The organism is Pseudomonas stagnisoli (assembly GCF_048595745.1).
GTDB lineage: Bacteria > Pseudomonadota > Gammaproteobacteria > Pseudomonadales > Pseudomonadaceae > Aquipseudomonas > Aquipseudomonas alcaligenes_A.
This window is the reverse complement of the sequence record NZ_CP184361.1, coordinates 3,427,990-3,446,664: the sequence shown is the minus strand read 5'-3', so window position 1 is coordinate 3,446,664 and position 18,675 is coordinate 3,427,990. Positions and strand designations below refer to the sequence as shown.

Here is an 18,675-nt window from a genome sequence, read left to right as displayed (position 1 = left end):
CCGTGATTTCGAAATTCTTCATTGACCGTCCGGTCTTCGCCGCGGTCATCTCGATCGTGATCATCCTCGCCGGTCTGGCGGCGATGAAGTCCCTGCCCATCGCCCAGTACCCGCAGATTCTGCCGCCCCAGGTGTCGGTATCGGCCAGTTACCCGGGCGCCAGTGCCCAGGTCATCGCCGAGACCGTGGCAGCCCCGCTGGAGCAGCAGATCAACGGTGTCGAGGGCATGATCTATCAGCTGTCCAACTCGGCCAGCAGTGGCAGCATGAGTCTGTCGGTGTACTTCGAGGTGGGCCGCGATCCCGACCAGGCCACCATCGACGTCAACAACCGGGTGCAGGCGGCCCTGGCCAAGCTGCCGGAGGAGGTCCGTCGGCAGGGCGTGAAGGTGGAGAAGAAGTCTTCGGACATCCTCCAGGTGGTCACGCTCTATTCGCCAGACAACTCCAAGGATCCGGTGTTCATCTCCAACTACGCGCTGATCAACGTCATTGACGAACTCAAGCGCCTACCGGGTATTGGCGATGTCAGCCAGTTCGGCTCCAAGAACTACTCGATGCGGATCTGGCTGCGTCCGGACAAGCTGGCGCAGTATGACCTGACGCCGACCGACGTGGTCAACGCCATCCGCGAGCAGAACTCCCAGTTCGCCGCCGGCAGCTTCGGCCAGCAACCGCTGCAGACACCGCAGGACTTCACCTACACGGTGACCACCCAGGGCCGCTTCAAGGATCCGAAGGAGTTCGAGAGCGTGATCCTGCGTTCCGACGCCACGGGTGCCAGCCTGCGCCTGGGTGATGTGGCGCGTATCGAGCTGGGTGCTCAGGACTACTCGGTGGTCACCAGCCTGAATGGCCAGCAGAACGCCGCCTTTGGTATCTACCTGCAGCCGGGCGCCAACGCGCTGGATGCCGCGGACGCGGTGCGCGAAACCATGGATCGCCTGGCGGAGCGCTTCCCCGAGGGCATTACCTACAAGATTCCCTATGACACCACCCGCTTCGTCGAGGTGTCTATCGAGGAGGTGATCCACACCTTCTTCGAGGCGCTGGTACTGGTCGTGCTGGTGGTCTTCATCTTCCTGCAGAACTGGCGCGCCACGCTGATCCCGGTGCTGGCCATTCCGGTGTCGCTGGTCGGCACCTTCGCCGGCATGTACGCGCTGGGGTTCTCCATCAACCTGCTGACGCTGTTCGGCCTGGTGTTGGCCATCGGTATCGTGGTGGACGACGCGATCGTGGTCATCGAGAACGTCGAGCGGGTAATGCGTACCAAGAAGCTCAATGCCCGCGAGGCGGCGATCGAGGCCATGGAGGAGGTGACCGGGCCGATCATTGCCATCGTACTGGTGCTCTGCGCCGTGTTTGTCCCGGTGGGCTTCCTCGGAGGGCTGGCGGGCGAGATGTATCGTCAGTTCGCCATCACCATCGCCGTGTCGGTGGTGATCTCCGGCATCGTGGCGCTGACCCTGTCGCCCGCGCTCTGTGCGCTGATGCTCAAGCCGGAGCATCGCGAGCCGGCGGCGCCTTTCCGCGCGTTCAACCGGTTCTTCGACAGGGTGACCGAGGCCTACGGGGCCGGCGTGGCGTTCTTCCTCAAACGCTCGATCGTCGGACTGCTGCTGTTCGGCGGCATGATCGCCATCATGGCGGTCCTGTTCACCCGCGTCCCCGGCTCGCTGGTGCCCGATGAAGACCAGGGCTACGTGATCAATGCCTACGTGTTGCCGCCGGCAGCCTCCATCAACCGTACCGATGCGCTGACCAGCGATTTCTCGCAGCAACTGATGAAGCATCCGGCGGTGCAGGATGTGGTCACCTTTGCCGGCTTCGATGTGCTGACATCCGGACAGAGAACCAACTCCGGGGTCAGTTTCGTACCGCTGAAGGACTGGTCCGAGCGCACCACCCCTGAGCTTGATGCACGCAACCTGACCCGCGAATTCATGGGCATGGGGCTCAGCGAAAAAGACGGCGTGGTCATGAGTTTCAACCCGCCGCCCATCACCGGCATGAGCACCACGGGTGGTTTCGAGGGCTACATCCAGGATCGCAGCGGAGGCAGTGTCGCGGAGCTGGCGGCCAAGGTTCAGGCCTTCGTTGCTGCCGCGCAGAAACGTCCCGAACTGGCGGGGGTACAGACCACTTTCAATGCCAGTGTGCCTCAGTACTACATCGACCTCGATCGCACCAAGGCGCGCGCCCTGGGCGTGTCGATCAGCGACGTATTCACGGCGATGCAGTCGACCTTCGGCAGTTACTACGTCAACGACTTCACGTTGTACGGACGGACCTGGCAGGTCAGTCTGCAGTCCGAGTCGGAGTTCCGTCGCAAGCCGGAAGATCTCTCGCAGGTCTATGTAAGGGCCAGTGGTGGTGATCTGGTGCCGCTGACCAGCCTGATCAAGGTGCAGCGTATTCTCGGGCCTGATACCTATGCACGCTTCAACGTCTACCCCTCGGCCAAGTTCCTCGGCGGCCCGGCTCCGGGCTACAGCTCGGGCCAGGCGCTGGCGGCGATCCAGGAAGTGGCCGGCGAGGTGCTTGGCAGCGACTACACCGTCGGCTGGATCGGTTCAGCCTATCAGGAGCTGGCTACCCAGGGCTCTGGCAGCACGGCTTTCATCTTTGGCCTGATCATGGTGTTCCTCATCCTGGCCGCCCAGTACGAGCGCTGGACTCTGCCGCTGGCAGTGGTCACCGCAGTGCCCTTCGCGGTGTTCGGGGCGATCCTCGCCGTCTGGTTGCGCGGCATTCAGAACGACGTGTACTTCCAGGTCGGTCTGGTGACATTGATCGGCCTGGCGGCGAAGAATGCCATCCTGATCGTCGAATTCGCCGTGCTGCTGCGGGCCGAAGGCAAGAGCATCTTCGATGCTGCCTTCGAGGCAGCCAAGCTGCGTTTCCGCCCGATCGTGATGACCTCGCTGGCGTTCATTCTCGGTTGTGTGCCCCTGGCCATCAGCACCGGCGCCGGTTCGGCCAGCCGGCACTCCATCGGTACCGGGGTGATTGGCGGCATGCTCGCCGCTACCCTGCTGGCCACCTTCCTGATCCCGATGTTCTACCTGCTGGTGGAGTCCATGAGCGATAAGCTGAGCCGCAAGAAAAAGCCGACGGCCCTGGAACAGCACTAGAGCTGCCAACGATCTAGCCGCAGTACTTCTCAGGGCGCCCTCCGGGGCGCCCTTGGTTTTCCGGGGTACGCCCCGCAGTGGATAACGCATGAACCTTCGCATCCTGCTGATCCTCGGTAGCCTGAGCGCCTTTGGTCCAATGGCCATCGACTTCTACCTGCCCAGTTTTCCGACCCTGGCCCGGGTTTTTGCCACCGATGTAGAACATGTGCAGCTGTCGTTGGCCTCCTACTTTGTTGGTATTGCCATGGGGCAACTGCTCTATGGGCCGCTGGCCGACCGTTTCGGTCGGCGCTGGCCGCTGCTCGCCGGGCTGGTGCTTTTCACCCTGGCCTCGCTGGCGTGCGCCCAGGCACAGAGTCTTGAATGGCTGATCGTCGCCCGCTTCGTCCAGGCGCTTGGCGGCTGCGCAGGCATGGTCATTTCGCGTGCGGTGGTGCGTGATCTGTGCGATCCGCTGGCCTCTGCCCGGGTGTTCTCCAAATTGATGCTGGTCATGGGGGTGGCGCCGATACTCGCGCCCCTTGCCGGTGGCGTGCTGCTGGAGCTTTTCGGCTGGAATTCGATCTTCTACGGGCTGATGCTGTTCAGCGCTCTGTGCCTGGTGGCGGTGTTGCTCTGGCTGCCGGAAACGCGCGCCTCGGGGGTGCCGCCCGCACCCCTGAGTGGTGCGCTGGGGCGCTACCGGCAACTGCTCGGTGACCGCCTGCTGATCGGCTACGGCCTGACCGGCGGGGTGGCGATGGCTGGCATGTTTGCCTACATCTCCGGTTCGCCCTATGTGTTCATCGAGCTTTATGGGGTGCCGGCAGAGCACTATGGCTGGCTGTTCGGGGCCAATGCCGCAGGTTTCATCCTTACGGCACAGCTGAACGGCTGGCTGCTGCGTCATCATGGCCCGGAATACTGGATTCGGCGCACGGTGTGGGTTTACTGCGCGGCAACCCTCGCGCTGCTGGCCGTTGCGCTGGCCAAACCCCAGGCTCTCTGGCCGCTGCTGATCCCATTGTTCATCAGTACCGCCAGCCTGTCCTGCGTACTACCCAATGCCACCGCCTGTGCGATGGCCGGACAGGGCATGCATGCCGGCAGTGCTTCGGCACTGATAGGTTCACTGCAGTTCTGTGTGGCGGCCGGCGCGTCGGCACTGGTTGGCGCGCTGCATGATGGCAGCGCGCTACCCATGGCACAGGTCATCGCCCTGTGTGGGCTGGCCAGCCTGACGTTGGGGTTGCTGACCGCTAAGCATGCCCGTCGTGTGGGGCTTAACCTTTAGCCGCTAGCTGGCGGTTTTCAGCGGTCCCGCTCGCCATGGCAGTGGATGGGGCGCGCGCAGGCGAGCCTGCAGCGTGGCGACGAAGGTATTGGCTTCGGCTTCACTGCGAAAGCTGACGCCGTGCTGGTCCAGGCAAACCTGCCAGCGGGGGCCCGCAGCAGTGTTCAGGGTGCGTATGCGGATGTCCATTGCAGACCTCCATTAGAAAATGGAGTTTGCAGTGTAGATCGCGCCGGCCTGGCTTCCATGATCTGGGTCAACCCACCGACTGATGGTCACTGCGTAGCCAGTGCGCCAGCCGCATGGCGCTCAGCGGGCGGCTGAACAGGTAGCCCTGGCACTGATCGCAGCCCAGCTGGCGTAAAGCCTTCAGCTGCTCGCCGTTTTCCACCCCTTCGGCCAGTACGCAGAGTTTCAGGTTGCGTGCCAGCCCCACAATGGTGGCGACGATTTCCAGGTTGGCCTGGTCCTCCGGGACGCCGCGCATGAAACTCTGATCGACCTTCAGCTTGTCCAGCGGGAAACGCCGCAGGTATGCCAGTGAGGAGTATCCGGTGCCGAAGTCATCGATGGCCAGTTTCACACCCAGGCTCTTGAGTGCGGCGAGCGTGGCCTGGGTCTGCTCCAGGTTCTCGATCAGCGCACCTTCGGTGATTTCCAGTTCCAGATGTTCGGCCGGCAGGCCGCTATCGTGCAGCGCCTCCCTGACCTGCTGCAGCAAGTCCGCCTGGCGGAACTGGCGGGGCGACAGGTTGACGGCCAGGGTGTTCAGCGGCAGGCCCTCCTGACGCCAGAACTGCATTTGCCGGCACGCCTCGCGCAGGACCCAGTTGCCGATCGGCACGATCAGGCCGGTCTCTTCGGCCAGGGGAATGAACTGGGCGGGCGAAACCATGCCTTCCCGGCTGTTCCAGCGCAGCAGCGCCTCGACACCGATCGGCTCGCCGGTGCTGGCATTGACCAGCGGCTGGTAATGCAGAACGAACTCGTTGCGCTTGAGCGCCTGGCGCAGGTGGACCTCCAGGCTCAGGCGGGTATGCGCCTGGTGGGTCAGGCCCTCGGTATAAAAACGGAAGGTGTTGCGGCCCTCCTGCTTGGCCTGGTGCAGTGCACTGTCGGCATTGCGCAGCAGGTCGTCGCTGGACAGGCCATCGTCCGGATACAGGCTGATGCCGATGCTGGCGCTCAGGTAGGCCTCGCGGCCGCCGCTGCCCAGCGGCAGCGGGCGCTCGAGCAGCTCAATCAGCGTGCGGGCGATGTTGGCGGCCTCTTCCGGCCGGTGCAGATTCTCCAGCACCACGAGAAACTCATCGCTGCTCAGGCGGGCGAGCGTGTCCTCGTTGCGCAGGCGCTGTTGCAGGCGACGTGCCACCGCCACCAGCAGATCGTCGCCTACCCGATGACCGAGGCTCTCGTTGACCGTCTTGAAGTTGTCCAGGTCAAAGTACAGCAATGCCACGCGCTCGTTGTGGCGCTGCGCATGGTCCAGGGCATGGCTCAGACGCTCCATGGCATAAAGCCGGTTGGGCAGGTCGGTGAGCGGGTCGAAGTGCGCCAGGTGGGCCAGGCGCTCCTGGCTGTCGCGGTACTGGCTGAGGTCGTTGAAGGTCAGTACGTACTGCGGCTGCAGCGGGTCGCAGTCACGTACCCGGCTGATCGTCAGCCAGAAGGTGAAGCGCGAGCCGTCGCGTCGGCGGCTGTTCAGCTCGCCCTGCCAATATCCGCATTCCTGCACCTTGCGCCACAGGGTGCGGTAGCGGGTGCGGTCCAGATCGTTGCCGGGCAGCAGCGGCAGGCGCCGCCCCAGTACCTGCTGTGCCGTCAGTCCAGTGATCTGGGTAAAGGCCGGGTTGCTGGTCAGCACGCGGCGACGCGCGTCAACCACCAGTACGCCCTCCTGGGTGCTCTCGAATACGGTGGCGGCCTGGCGCAGCGCCTGCTCCTGCTGCTTGCGCAGGCCAATGTCTTCGATCACCGAAATGAAGTAGTAGGGTGTGCCATTGGTATGCCGTACCAGCGTGGCGCTGAGGTTGGCCCACAGCGTACTGCCGTCGCGACGCAGATAACGCTTCTCCATGGCCAGGCGGCTGATTTCCCCTGCCAGCAGTTGGCGAGTCAGCGTCAGATCGGCATCAAGATCATCCGGGTGGGTGACCTCCTGGAAGGTCCGCTGTATCAGCTCGGCGCGGCTGTAACCGAGCATCTGGCACAGGCGCTGGTTGACCCGTAGCCACTGGCCGTCCGGTGACAGGTGGGCGATGCCGACGGCGGCCTGCTCGAAGGTGGCGCGAAAGCGCAGCTCGCTCTGCAGGCGTTCGGCATCGCGCTGGTGCTGACGCACGGCAAGACCGGCCAGACGGGTGAATTCCGTCACCAGAGCCACATCCGCTGGAAGCGGATGCATGGGGCGCCGATGGTAGATGCCGAACACCCCCAGTACGGCGCCCTGATCATTCTTGAAGGGCAGCGACCAGCAGGCGCGCAGTCCGGCCTGCTGGGCTAGTTCGCTGAATCCGGCCCAGTTGGGATGCTGGAGGATGTCCTCGACCACTGTCATCTCGCCGGTGGCGGCCGCATGGCCGCAGCTGCCGATACCCGGTGCGGCAACGATGCCGTCGATGGCCTCGATGTAGCTCACCGGCAGGCTGGGGGCGGCATGTGCCCGCAGCCGGCCTTGTTCGACCAGCATGATGGTGACCAGCATCCCCGGGCTGATCTGCTCCAGGCGCTTGACCATATCGCTCAGGGTTTCCTGCAGCGGGCGCTGGGCCAACATGCGGTCCAGCACGGCATTGCGGGCCTCCTGCAGGGCCTGGCTGCGCCGCCGCTCCTGGATGTCGCTCATGCTGCCGCGCAGCCCCAGGTCGTGCTGTTCCCCCGCCGTGAGGCTCAGCGAAACCCAGTGTGCCTGCCCGTCGGCATTGCGCAGGCACAGCTCGCAGAGCCACGAGTTGGTCTGCCTGGAGAGGATCGCGGAGATCTCCTGGGCGGCCCGCTCGCGGTGGTCTGTATCAATGAAGTCGAGCAAGGGTTTGCCGAGGCTCTCGTGGATGCTGTAGCCGGTGATGATCTGCCAGGCCGGATTGACGAACGTCAGGCGCCCGCCGCTGTCGGCCAGGAAGATCGCCTCATGCAGCTGCTCCACCAGATCCCGGTAACGGTTCTCGCTGCTTTCCAGCTGCTGGTAGGTCAGATGCTGCTCGCTCAGGTCGATGTCGACGCAATACATCTCCAGCTGGTTACGGGTATTGCGCAGCAGCAGGTGGCTGGAATAGACATAAACCGGGCTGCCATCGCGGTGCTGCAGGGTCAGCTCGGCGGCGGGTATGGGCGGCCCGCCCATCATCCAGGATGAGATGTCGGCGACCACCTGGGCACGCATCGCCGGCGGTACTATCAGATCCTCCAGCGGCCGCCCCATGGCCTCGCTGACGCTGTAGCCGTATACCTGGGTGCTGGCCTGGTTCCAGAAAATCACCCGGCGCTCGCGATCGTAGCCTTGCACGGCGATGCGAGGGGTCTGTTCGAACAGCTGACGGAAGCGTTGCTCGCTCTCGCGCAGGGCCTGTTCGTCGCGCTTCTGTCCACTGATGTTCTGCACGCTGCCATGGGCGCCGCCGTCGTTGCTGGGGCTGCCGCGCAACATCACCCACACCACTTCGCGGTCGGCTGGTCGGTTCAGGCGAGCGTTGACCAGCAAGGGCGATCCCCCCTGCAACAGATGTTGCAGGGCCCGTTGCACGGCATGGCGATCGGCGGGATAGAGCCAGCCGAGCAGGTCATCCAGGTTGCTCGTGTTGTCGCTATCGGGGCGCTCCAGCAGACGCAGTGCCTCGGCCGACCAGTGCAGATGGCCGTCGTAGCTCCAGGTGCCCAGTCCCGCGTCGCGTTGGGCTTGCTGCAGTGTCAGCAGCTGATCGCGCAGACCCCGCTCCAGGCGCTGCTGGCTCAGTTCGTCCTGGCGGCACAACAGGAAGATCAGCGCGCTGCTGAGGGTGACGAACAGCAGCCCCTTCACCGTGTGCAAGTGGGTCAGGATCGTGGGATCGTCAATGATCGCCCGCAGCAGCAGATTGCTGCCAAGGATCCAGGCAGCGCTGAACAGCAGATAGATGCCGGCGATGCGCAGTGGCCGGGAAGGCTTGGGTGTCATCCTGAACCCTCGGCAGTGACAGGCTAGGGGCTGCCCGGACCACTGCATCGGCCCGGGTCTTTCCCAGTTTAGCCGTCTCTCATCAACCTGCCGGGGGGAGGGTGGATTTCAGCTTTCGCAGGGCTTTCTCGGCGCCTTCGTGCAGGGGCACGCCCAGTCCGCGCAGGGCATTGGCCGGTGCAAGCTGGCTGCCCTGGATGCTGCCGTACTGCAGCCACTGCCGGTCGCGTGCAAACAGCTGGGACATCAGCTGCTCGACCTCCTGGCTGGTCAGCTGTCGTGTACCCAGCAGCAGGCTGGTCACCGCCAGGGTCGGCAGTGCCTCGTCCTGGCCGGCGTAGCTGGCGCGCGGTAGTTGATAGGCGAAGCTGCCGGGCCTCTCGCGCTGCAGTTGCGCGACAGCCGCCTCCTCCAGCGGCAGCAGGCGCATGGCAAAGTCCTCGCCAGCGGCGCGAATGCTGTCCGCCGGATAGCCGATCACCTGAATCAGGGCATCCAGCTCGCCGTCACGCAATGCGCCCAGGGCCTGCTGCAGGTCCAGCGCGCCCTGTTGCTGCAGATCGCCCGTGGCCAGACCATGAGCGGCCAGCACCGCCACGGCGGTATCCCGTGAGGCCGAGCCGGGCAACCCCAGGTTGACCCGTTTGCCGCGCAGGTCGGCGATGCCGCGCAGCGGGCTGTCGGCCCTTACCAGTACATGCACCGGCTCCGGGTAGAGGCTGGCCAGGGCGCGCAGGCCGAGGTCGGCTCCATCCTGCGAGAACGGCCCGATGCCGGCGACCGCCTGATGAGCGCTGTCGCTTTGCGACAGCGCCAGCGCGGCATCCCCGGTGCGCAGGAGGCGCAGGTTCTCGATGCCGCCAGCCGTCGTCAGTGGCACGATATTCAGGCCCTGCTCACGCAGCGCCTGGCTCATGGCGCGGGCAAAGCTGGCGTACTGTCCGGACTCCGGTCCGCCTGCCAGCGGATAGCCGTTCTGCAGACGGCCAAGCCGGCCCTGGATGTTCGTCAGCGAGCGTTCCACTTCCTCGTTGATCACCTTGCGCGCCGTGCTGCCGGTGCCGCCAGGCGACAGGTTGAGAGCGGTGCCGATGGCTGCGACCAGCGCCTCGCGCGGGCTGGTCGCATTGCTTGCCTGTGGTGCCCGCGGCAGGGTGAAGCCTTGGGGCGCGACGGCCTGCCAGGTACCGTCGTGGCGCTGGTAGATCAGGCTGCCGTGGGCAATCAGTCTATCGCCCTTCTGGTTGCCGCCACTCTCGATGCCGCCGATGCCGCGTGGCCCCGCGCCGAGGGCGCTGACCAGGCTGGCGACCCCTGGAGAGTCCCAGGAGCCGAAGTCGAGATCACGTTCGACCTGCAGCTCGGCATCGAAGTACACCAACAGGCGCTCCTCGTCGGGGCCCGCGCTGGCGTCGCTGGCGGAGCCTCGTCGCTTCAGGCTGAGCAGGCTCAGGCTGTCGGTGGGAAAAGCCTGTTCCAGGCGCTGGCGCAGTTCGGCTTCCAGCGTTTGCTGTTCCGGGCCACGCGAACAGGCGGCAAGCAGGGTGAAAAGGACGATGAGCAGCAGACGTGGCATGGCTCAGCCTCCCAGGCCCGGTAGTGACAGGAATCCGGTCAGCACCAGGGCATTGATCAGGTCGATGAGGAAGGCGCCGACCAATGGCACCACCAGGAAGGCCTGCGGTGCGGGGCCGTACTTCTGCACGATGGCCTGCATGTTGGCGATGGCGGTGGCCGTCGCCCCCAGGGCAAAACCACAAAAGGCTGCAGACATCACCGCGCCTTCGTAGTCGCGGCCCACGGCGCGGTAAACCAGCGCACCGCCATAGACCAGCACCACCACGACCTGGCCGAGCAGGATCAGCAGCAGTGGTCCTGCCAGGCTGGCGACGTTCGCCAGGTTCAGCGCCATCATGGTCATGGCCAGGAACAGCGCCAGGGCCAGCCCGGAAATCAGCTCGATCGCGGCATCGTTGAGGCGCAGGCCAACCAGATGGCCGCCATTGCGGATCAACACGCCGAGCAGCAGGCACCAGAGGAAGCTGGGGAGGGTGACCGGCGCATCGCTGACCAGTTCGGCCAGCCATTGCCCGGCCAGCACCGCAATCAGCACGGCGGCCAGCACCGGCACCAGGCTGGCGGCGCTGATGGGCGCTGCGTCGCCATCCGCGCTGGGGTGAGGCTCGGTCGCGTGGCCGTCGGCGCCCGCCAGCCGGTGACGGCGGATCAGCCACTGCGCCAGTGGCCCGCCGCACAGTCCGCCCAGGACCAGTCCGAGTGTGGCGCCGGTCATCGCCAGCTCCATGATGGCCTGGATGTTGTTGACCTCGGCGAAGCGCTCCGCATAGGCCGCCCCGGTGCCGTGGCCGCCGACCAGGGTGATGGTGCCGCCGATCAGTCCCATCAATGGATGCAGGTCCAGCGTCCATGCGATCAGCAGGCCGGTGAGGTTCTGCAGGACCAGGAACGGCGCCAGCACCATGACGAACAGCAGCAGGCGCTTGCCGCCCTGGCGCAGCAGCGACAGGTTGGCCGACAAGCCCACGGCCGCAAAGAATGACAGCAGCAGGACCGGGCGCAGGGTGACGTCGAATTCCAGCGTGAACCCCGTGGAGCTGTTAACCAGCAACAGTCCCAGGGCGAACAGCAGGCCACCGGTGATGGGAGCGGGGATGTTGTACTGCGAAAGCGGAGGGACGAGGCGGTTGAGCAGGTGACCGAGCAGCAGCACCAGCACGGCTGCGAGCAGGGTTTCCACGGGTTGCAACGTCATCGGCGCTCCTTATCCGCAAGGGCTCTGGCATGCCCCTTCGTGGGGCGCTGCTCAGAGCCTATACCAGGGCGACGAGACTGTCTCAGAAACCTTCCAGCACGATCTTGCCGCGCGCCTTGCCACTTTCCAGCAGGGCATGGGCACGTCGCAGATTGGCCGCCTCGATACGACCGAAGTGCTCGCCCAGAGTGGTTTTCAGTACGCCGTCGTCGATCAGTTGGCTGACCCGGTTGAGCAGGCGGTGTTGCTCGATCATGTCCGCTGTCTGGAACAGTGAGCGGGTGTACATGAACTCCCAGTGCAGCGACAGACTCTTGCGCTTGAGCTTGACCACGTCGAGCTGCGCCGGATCGTCGATCAGCGCCAGCTTGCCCTGCGGTGCCAGCGCTTCGATCAGCTGGTCCAGGTGCTGGTCGGTGTGAGTCAGGCTGGCGACCATGCTCACCTGGTCGAGGCCCAGTGCCTTGAGCTGTGGCAGTAGCGGCTGGCTGTGGTCGATCACATGGTGGGCGCCCAGTTCACGGACCCATTGCTGGGTTTCTGCACGCGAGGCGGTGCCGATCACGGTCAGGTCGGTGAGCTGCCGGGCCAGTTGCACCAGGATCGATCCAACGCCGCCCGCGGCACCGACCACCAGCAGGCTCTGGTCGCTATCGCCCTTGCCCTCGCGCACGCCAAGGCGCTCGAAGAGTAGTTCCCAGGCAGTGATGGCGGTCAGCGGCAGGGCGGCCGCGGCGGCGAAATCCAGCGAGCCAGGCATGCGCCCGACGATGCGTTCGTCCACCACATGCAGTTCGCTGTTGGCGCCGGCACGGTCGATGGCGCCGGCATAGAACACCTTGTCGCCAGGACGGAACTGGCGGACGTCGCTACCGACCTCAACCACCTCGCCCGCCACGTCCCAACCCAGCACCTTGGCCTCGCCAGGGGCTGGCGCGACATTGCGGCGGATCTTGGTGTCCACCGGGTTGACCGAGATGGCCCTGACCCGTACCAGCAGGTCATGAGGGCCGGGCTGTGGAGTGGGCAGCTCGATATCGAGCAGGGCCTCGGGGTGATCGATGGGCAGTGACTGATGGTACGCGACGGCTTTCATGCGGCAGATCCTCGGAGGGGCGCGACGGCAAATTCGGATGCTCCAGCTTAGCCGGTGGGCCTGGCTGGCGTTGAGCGCATGTTCGGTTAGTTGGCTGGCGAGAAAAAGCGGGCTGCCATAGAGTCTCTTTCAATGCTTTTTTGAAAATTGGTGAGGTCCATGCTGCGTCTCGATGACATTGCCCTGTTCGTCCGCACTGCCGAGCTGGGCAGCCTGTCCGCCGCTGCCCGGGAGCTGGACTGTTCGCCCGCAGTAGCCAGCGCCGCGCTCAAGCGTCTGGAGGCGCAACTGCAGGTACGTCTGCTGCTGCGTTCCACTCGCAGCCTGCGCCTGACCGCCGAGGGTGAACAGTACCTGACCCACGCCCGCGCCGCCCTGGCCAGCCTGGAGAGTGGACGCCGGCAGCTGGCGGGCGTGCGCGACGAGATCAGCGGCGTGCTGCAGATCGCCGCCCCCTCGGACTTCGGGCGCAACGCGCTGTTGCCCTGGCTCGACCAGTTCCAGGCCGAACGTCCCCAACTGGCCTTGCGCCTGCTGCTCAGCGACCGGGTCACCGACCTGTTCCGCCAGCCGGTGGACATCGCCCTGCGTTACGGCGAGCCGGAGGACTCCAGCCTGGTGGCGCTGCCGCTGGCCGCTGATAACCGCCGTGTGCTGTGCGCGGCCCCGGCCTATCTGGCGCGCCATGGTCGCCCGCAGCAACCGGAGGAGCTGCGCCGGCACAACTGCCTGCTGTACATGCTTGGCGGCCGTGTGCATGAGCGCTGGAGCTTCAACGACGGCAGACGCAGCACGGCGCTGACGGTGAGCGGCAACCGCGTCAGCGACGATGCCGACGTGGTGCGGCGCTGGGCCGTGGCGGGGCAGGGGCTGGTGTACAAGTCGTGGCTGGACGTGGCCGCCGACGTACAGGCGGGGCGCCTGGAAGTATTACTGGAAGGCTGGTTGGGCGAACCGACGCCGCTCAATCTGATCTGCGCCCACCGCGACCAGCTCAGTGGCCCGGTGCGCCTGCTGCGTGAATTCCTCCAGCAGCGCTGCGCCGAATTGCTGGTCGCGGCGCCCTGGCGGGCGCCAAGCGGCACGCGGCCGGTCAGTCGCGCGGCGGCGGGGTCAGGCCGCAGCCCTTGAGGATGATGCGTTCGAGGTTGTCGGCGGCTTCCTCGAAGTCGGTCTTCTTCAGGCTGTTCTTGCCGGTGAACAGGCAGATCTGGCTGGCGAAGTCGGCGTAGTGCTGGGTGCTGCCCCAGAGCAGGAAGATCAGGTGTACGGGGTCGATCGGCTCCATCTTGCCGGCGTCGATCCAGGCCTGGAACACGCCGGCACGCTGGCGGAACCACTCGCGGTAGTCCTGGTTGTAGTGTGCGGTCAGGTACTGGCCGCCGCTGATCACTTCCATGGCGAAGATGCGCGAGGCCAGCGGCTGGGTGCGCGAGTATTCGATCTTGGCGCGGATGTAGCGTGACAGCGCCACTGCCGGATCGTCGTCCACCGTCAGGCTGCTGAAGGTGGCGTCCCACTGGTCGAGGATGTTGTTCAGTACGGCGATGTACAAGCCTTCCTTGCTGCTGAAGTAGTAGTGCAGGTTGGCCTTGGGCAGCCCCACCGCCTGGGCGATGCTGTTCATGCTGGTGCCCTTGAAGCCGTGGCGGGCGAACTCCACTTCGGCGGCGGCGATGATGGCTTTTTCGTTCTTCTGGCGGATACGGCCGGCGGGTTTGGCGGTGCTGGTAGCAGGGGCGGGGGCTGCGGGCATCGAGGGGGTCCGTACTGATGATCGGTGTTGTGTGTGAACTGATACCCCAGCGCGGGTCATGAAACAACCCTCGGGCGTCAAAAACGTGTATTTCGCAGACGAAGCCTCCTCGTTACCGGATAAATAGCCGCAAAAGCGCCAAAAAATCGTCTTTGACGCTGCGGTCATCGCTGTTGGGAAAATGGCGCCGCGCCTAGTGGTACGGGCGTTCCAGCTGCTATCCCGGTTCGCCTGTGGTGCCTTAGCCGGTCTTCGCCAGCGCTTCGAGGAAAGTCTCCAGCACCAGCTGCGGGCGACGGCCCTTGCGCGTCACCGAGGCCAGGGTGAGGTCATAGAAGCGGCTGGCCGGTTTGAGCACGCGCAGACGGCCCTGCTGTACCCACTGCTGGGCATAGTGATCGGCCAGGTAGCCGATGTAGCGCCCGGTGAGGATAAGGAAGGCCATGCCCTCGCGGTCCGAAGCGCTGGCGGTGCAGTTGAGCACCTGGTACTGGGTCTGGATTTCCGGCGGCAGGCGGAAGGTCGGGGCGATGGCGTCCTGGGCATTCAGGCGCTGGTCGGTGAGCTGCTCGTCGTCCACATAAAACAGCGGATGGCCGACCGCGCAGTACAGCTGCGAACGCTCGCCGTACAGTGGCTGGTACTCCAGGCCGGACAGGGCGTGGCTCTGCGGCACCACGCCGACGTGCAGGCTACCGTCCAGCACGCCCTGTTCCACCTCGCTCGGCGGGGTCATGCGGATCTGGATACGCACGTCCGGGCCCAGCTCCTTGAGCCGCGCCAGCGCGTGGGTGATGCGCATATGCGGCACGGTGACCAGGTTGTCGGTCAGGCCGATGTGCAGCTCGCCGCGCAGCTCGCGGTGCAGGCCGTTGACGTTGTTGCGGAAGCTCTCCAGCGCGCCGAACAGCTGCAGCGACGACTGATACACCTCGCGACCTTCCTCGGTCAGGGCGAAGCCGGCGCGTCCGCGCTGGCACAGGCGCAGGCCGAGGCGCTGTTCGAGGTCGCTCATCTGCTGGCTGATGGCGGACCGACCGATGCCCAGCACGCTCTCGGCGGCTGAGAAACCACCACACTCGACCACGCTGCGGAACAGGCGCAGCAGGCGGATATCGAAGTCGCTGACCTGGGCCAGGGGATCGGAACGGCGGCTGCTCATATGTTTAGTCCTGGCTGAACTTAAAGTGCGAAGATTTGGATTTTCGTGACTTTATGCCCGTGGCACCTTCGCTTGCAACAAAACCACAGTGCCGCTCTGGAGAGCCACGATGAACATGCCGCAGACTGCCACCCCGTCCCTGGCCAGCCAGCTCAAGCTGGATGCCCACTGGATGCCGTTCTCCGCCAACCGCAACTTCAAGCGCGACCCGCGCCTGATCGTCGGTGCCGACGGCAACCACTTCATCGACGACAAGGGCCGCCGCGTGTTCGACAGCCTGTCCGGCCTGTGGACCTGTGGCGCCGGGCACAACCGCAAGGAAATCCAGGAGGCCGTGGCCAAGCAGCTCGGCACCCTCGATTACGCCCCGGGCTTCCAGTACGGTCATCCGCTGTCCTTCCGCCTGGCCGAGCAGATCGCCGAGCTGACCCCGGCCGGCCTCGACCATGTGTTCTACACCGACTCCGGCTCCGAGTGCGCCGACACCTCGGTGAAGATGGCGCGTGCCTACTGGCGCCTGAAGGGCCAGCCGAGCAAGACCAAGTTCATCGGCCGCGCCCGTGGCTACCACGGCGTCAACATCGCCGGCACCAGCCTCGGCGGCATCGGCGGCAACCGCAAGATGTTCGGCCAGATGATGGACGCCGACCACCTGCCGCACACCCTGCAGCCGCACCTGGCCTACACCAAGGGCATGGCCGAGACCGGCGGCGTGGAGCTGGCCAACGAGCTGCTCAAGCTGATCGAACTGCACGACGCCTCCAACATCGCCGCCGTGATCGTCGAGCCGATGTCCGGCTCGGCCGGCGTCATCGTGCCGCCGCAGGGCTACCTGCAGCGCCTGCGCGAGATCTGCACCCAGCACAACATCCTGCTGATCTTCGACGAAGTGATCACCGCCTACGGCCGTATGGGCAAATGGACCGGTGCCGAGTACTTCGGCGTGACCCCGGACATCATGAACACCGCCAAGCAGGTCACCAACGGTGCCATCCCGCTGGGCGCGGTGATCGCCAGCAAGGAGATCTACGACACCTTCATGCAGCAGGCCACCCCGGAGCACATGGTCGAGTTCGGCCACGGCTACACCTACTCCGGCCACCCGGTCGCCTGCGCCGCCGGCCTGGCCACCCTGGAGCTGCTCAAGCGTGACCACCTGATCGAACAGTCCGCCGCCCTGGCGCCGGTTTTCGAAGAGAAGCTGCACAGCCTCAAGGGCAGCCAGCACGTGATCGACATCCGCAACTGCGGCCTGGCCGGTGCCATCCAGCTGGCCCCGCGCGACGGCGACGCGGTGATCCGCCCGTTCGAGGCCGGCATCAAGCTGTGGAACGCCGGTTTCTATGTGCGCTTCGGTGGCGACACCCTGCAGTTCGGGCCGACCTTCAACACCCAGCCGGAGCAGCTGGACGCCCTGTTCAACGCTGTCGGCGATGTGCTGAACAAGCTGGATTGACGCGCTGCTTCCCACCCCTCTCCCCCTGGGAGAGGGGCCGGGGGTGAGGGTGCACCGGGTAATGCCGAGCTCCCTCACCCTAACCCTCTCCCAAGGGGAGAGGGGACTTGATTGAGTAGGGTGGCAGTCCGCACAGCGACGTCCACCGCCCAGAATTCACAGTGAGAGATAACCCCATGAGCACCATCGCCCACCTGATCAACGGCGACATCGTTCTGAGCGGCCAGCGCACCGCGCCGGTTTTCAACCCGTCCATCGGCGAGCCCGTGCGCCAGGTCGAACTGGCCGACCGCGGCACCATCCAGGCTGCCATCGACTCCGCCAAGGCCGCCTTCCCGGCCTGGCGCAACACCCCGCCGGCCAAGCGCGCCCAGGTCATGTTCCGCTTCAAGCAGCTGCTGGAAGCCAACAAGGACAAAATCGCCGCGCTGATCAGCGAAGAGCACGGCAAGACCCTCGAGGACGCCGTCGGCGAACTGCAGCGCGGCATCGAGAACGTCGAGTACGCCTGCGGCGCCCCGGAGCTGCTCAAGGGCGAGTACAACCGCAACGTCGGCCCGAACATCGACAGCTGGAGCGACTTCCAGCCGCTGGGCGTGGTCGCCGGCATCACCCCGTTCAACTTCCCGGCCATGGTGCCGCTGTGGATGTACCCGCTGGCCATCGTCTGCGGCAACTGCTTCATCCTCAAGCCGTCCGAGCGCGACCCCAGCTCCACCCTGTACATCGCCCAGCTGCTGCACGAAGCCGGCCTGCCGCGCGGCGTGCTCAACGTCATCAACGGTGACAAGGAAGCGGTGGATGCGCTGATCGAGGCCCCAGAGGTCAAGGCCATCAGCTTCGTCGGCTCGACGCCGATCGCCGAATACATCTACACCGAGGCCAACCGTCGCGGTAAGCGCGTACAGGCTCTGGGCGGTGCCAAGAACCACGCCGTGGTACTGCCGGACGCCGACCTCGACAACACCGTCAACGCCCTGATGGGCGCCGCCTACGGCTCCTGCGGCGAGCGCTGCATGGCCATCTCCGTGGTGGTGGCGGTGGGTGACCACGTGGCCGACGCCCTGGTGGAAAAACTGGTGCCGAAGATCCAGGCGCTGAAGATCGGTGCCGGCACCTCCTGCGGCCTCGACATGGGCCCGCTGGTCACCGGCGCTGCGCGTGACAAGGTCAAGGGCTACATCGACGCCGGCGTGGCCCAGGGCGCCAGCCTGGTGGTCGACGGCCGTGGCCTGAGCGTACCGGGCAACGAAGCCGGCTTCTTCGTCGGCGGCACGCTGTTCGACCACGTCACCACCGAGATGAGCATCTACCAGGAAGAAATCTTTGGCCCGGTACTGTGCATCGTCCGCGTCGGTAGCCTGGAACAGGCCATGCAGCTGATCAACGACCACGAGTACGGCAACGGCACCTGCCTGTTCACCCGCGACGGTGAGGCTGCGCGCCTGTTCTGCGACGAGATCGAAGTGGGCATGGTCGGCGTCAACGTGCCGCTGCCGGTGCCGGTCAGCTACCACAGCTTCGGTGGCTGGAAGCGCTCGCTGTTCGGCGACCTGCACGCCTACGGTCCGGACGGTGTGCGCTTCTACACCAAGCGCAAGACCATCACCCAGCGCTGGCCGCAGCGCGCCTCCCACGAGGCCGCGCAGTTCGCCTTCCCGAGCAACGGTTAAGCACTACCAGGGCTGGTCTACGGACCGGCCCTTTTTGTGCAGTGAGTCTGGCCGGATGCTTCGGCCGTGTTCCGACCCCGTTGCATAGGGTCAGGAACGGCACGTTTTGCTCCCTCTCCCGTTTACGGGAGAGGGTTGGGGAGAGGGGCCGTCGAACAACGCCCTCTCCCCCAGCCCCTCTCCCACCAGTGGG

Annotated in this window: 12 protein-coding genes; 5 read left to right on the top strand and 7 right to left on the bottom strand. The window is 65.4% G+C overall.

The annotated features are described in order from the left end of the window. Positions 1-2: 2 nt before the first annotated feature. Together ACOAPY_RS16630 and ACOAPY_RS16625 are read left to right on the top strand one after the other, a co-directional pair. Positions 3-3,137 carry an efflux RND transporter permease subunit gene (locus tag ACOAPY_RS16630; RefSeq protein WP_330098649.1) on the top strand — a complete coding sequence of 1,045 codons (3,135 nt, stop codon included), beginning with the start codon at positions 3-5 and terminating at the stop codon, positions 3,135-3,137. A gap of 88 nt (positions 3,138-3,225) precedes the next feature. Next, complete coding sequence (locus ACOAPY_RS16625) at positions 3,226-4,413, top strand: multidrug effflux MFS transporter (protein ID WP_465154059.1); 1,188 nt, start codon at positions 3,226-3,228, stop codon at positions 4,411-4,413. A 3-nt stretch (positions 4,414-4,416) separates the two neighbouring features. Here the strand turns inward: ACOAPY_RS16625 and ACOAPY_RS16620 are convergent, their stop codons facing one another. The 5 genes from ACOAPY_RS16620 to ACOAPY_RS16600 all read right to left on the bottom strand — a co-directional run bounded on the left by ACOAPY_RS16620 (position 4,417) and on the right by ACOAPY_RS16600 (position 12,435). Beyond that, the gene (locus ACOAPY_RS16620; protein ID WP_076579795.1) at positions 4,417-4,602 is read right to left on the bottom strand and encodes a hypothetical protein; all 186 of its coding nucleotides are present in this window, start codon (positions 4,600-4,602) and stop codon (positions 4,417-4,419) included. Between the two features lie 67 nt (positions 4,603-4,669). Further along, positions 4,670-8,566, bottom strand: coding sequence for a bifunctional diguanylate cyclase/phosphodiesterase (locus ACOAPY_RS16615; RefSeq protein ID WP_465154058.1), 3,897 nt, complete (start codon positions 8,564-8,566; stop codon positions 4,670-4,672). 82 nt (positions 8,567-8,648) lie between these two features. Further along, positions 8,649-10,142: a TAXI family TRAP transporter solute-binding subunit gene (locus ACOAPY_RS16610; protein ID WP_465154057.1), complete on the bottom strand. Its 1,494-nt coding sequence runs from the start codon at positions 10,140-10,142 to the stop codon at positions 8,649-8,651. A gap of 3 nt (positions 10,143-10,145) precedes the next feature. After that, positions 10,146-11,339 (bottom strand): sodium/glutamate symporter, encoded by a 1,194-nt coding sequence (gene gltS / locus ACOAPY_RS16605; RefSeq protein ID WP_330098645.1) that lies wholly within the window; start codon positions 11,337-11,339, stop codon positions 10,146-10,148. An 82-nt stretch (positions 11,340-11,421) separates the two neighbouring features. Further along, a complete protein-coding gene (locus ACOAPY_RS16600; RefSeq protein ID WP_465154056.1) occupies positions 11,422-12,435 on the bottom strand; it encodes a zinc-binding alcohol dehydrogenase family protein in 1,014 nt (337 codons plus the stop codon). A 159-nt stretch (positions 12,436-12,594) separates the two neighbouring features. Here ACOAPY_RS16600 and ACOAPY_RS16595 point away from each other — a divergent pair, with 159 nt between their 5' ends. Further along, complete coding sequence (locus ACOAPY_RS16595) at positions 12,595-13,566, top strand: LysR family transcriptional regulator (protein ID WP_465154055.1); 972 nt, start codon at positions 12,595-12,597, stop codon at positions 13,564-13,566. Here the strand turns inward: ACOAPY_RS16595 and ACOAPY_RS16590 are convergent. Then, positions 13,529-14,191, bottom strand: a complete 663-nt coding sequence (locus ACOAPY_RS16590) for a TetR/AcrR family transcriptional regulator (protein ID WP_330098642.1) — start codon at positions 14,189-14,191, stop codon at positions 13,529-13,531. The genes ACOAPY_RS16595 and ACOAPY_RS16590 overlap by 38 nt on opposite strands. Before the next feature lie 241 nt (positions 14,192-14,432). After that, positions 14,433-15,353, bottom strand: coding sequence for a LysR family transcriptional regulator (locus ACOAPY_RS16585; protein WP_465154054.1), 921 nt, complete (start codon positions 15,351-15,353; stop codon positions 14,433-14,435). Positions 15,354-15,462: 109 nt separating this feature from the next. Here ACOAPY_RS16585 and aptA point away from each other — a divergent pair, with 109 nt between their 5' ends. Next, positions 15,463-16,809 (top strand): omega-aminotransferase AptA, encoded by a 1,347-nt coding sequence (gene aptA / locus ACOAPY_RS16580; protein ID WP_465154053.1) that lies wholly within the window; start codon positions 15,463-15,465, stop codon positions 16,807-16,809. Positions 16,810-16,985: 176 nt separating this feature from the next. Further along, on the top strand, positions 16,986-18,482 hold the full coding sequence (locus tag ACOAPY_RS16575) for a CoA-acylating methylmalonate-semialdehyde dehydrogenase (protein WP_465154052.1): 1,497 nt from the start codon (positions 16,986-16,988) through the stop codon (positions 18,480-18,482). Positions 18,483-18,675 lie beyond the last annotated feature (193 nt).

Bases quoted from the DNA above. Each gene is read 5' to 3' on its own strand.
- ACOAPY_RS16620 (WP_076579795.1), bottom strand. From the start codon at position 4,602: ATGGACATCCGCATACGCACCCTGAACACTGCTGCGGGCCCCCGCTGG.
- ACOAPY_RS16615 (WP_465154058.1), bottom strand. From the start codon at position 8,566: ATGACACCCAAGCCTTCCCGGCCACTGCGCATCGCCGGCATCTATCTG.
- aptA (WP_465154053.1), top strand. From the start codon at position 15,463: ATGAACATGCCGCAGACTGCCACCCCGTCCCTGGCCAGCCAGCTCAAG.
- gltS (WP_330098645.1), bottom strand. From the start codon at position 11,339: ATGACGTTGCAACCCGTGGAAACCCTGCTCGCAGCCGTGCTGGTGCTG.
- ACOAPY_RS16575 (WP_465154052.1), top strand. From the start codon at position 16,986: ATGAGCACCATCGCCCACCTGATCAACGGCGACATCGTTCTGAGCGGC.
- ACOAPY_RS16585 (WP_465154054.1), bottom strand. From the start codon at position 15,353: ATGAGCAGCCGCCGTTCCGATCCCCTGGCCCAGGTCAGCGACTTCGAT.
- ACOAPY_RS16595 (WP_465154055.1), top strand. From the start codon at position 12,595: ATGCTGCGTCTCGATGACATTGCCCTGTTCGTCCGCACTGCCGAGCTG.
- ACOAPY_RS16610 (WP_465154057.1), bottom strand. From the start codon at position 10,142: ATGCCACGTCTGCTGCTCATCGTCCTTTTCACCCTGCTTGCCGCCTGT.
- ACOAPY_RS16600 (WP_465154056.1), bottom strand. From the start codon at position 12,435: ATGAAAGCCGTCGCGTACCATCAGTCACTGCCCATCGATCACCCCGAG.
- ACOAPY_RS16590 (WP_330098642.1), bottom strand. From the start codon at position 14,191: ATGCCCGCAGCCCCCGCCCCTGCTACCAGCACCGCCAAACCCGCCGGC.
- ACOAPY_RS16625 (WP_465154059.1), top strand. From the start codon at position 3,226: ATGAACCTTCGCATCCTGCTGATCCTCGGTAGCCTGAGCGCCTTTGGT.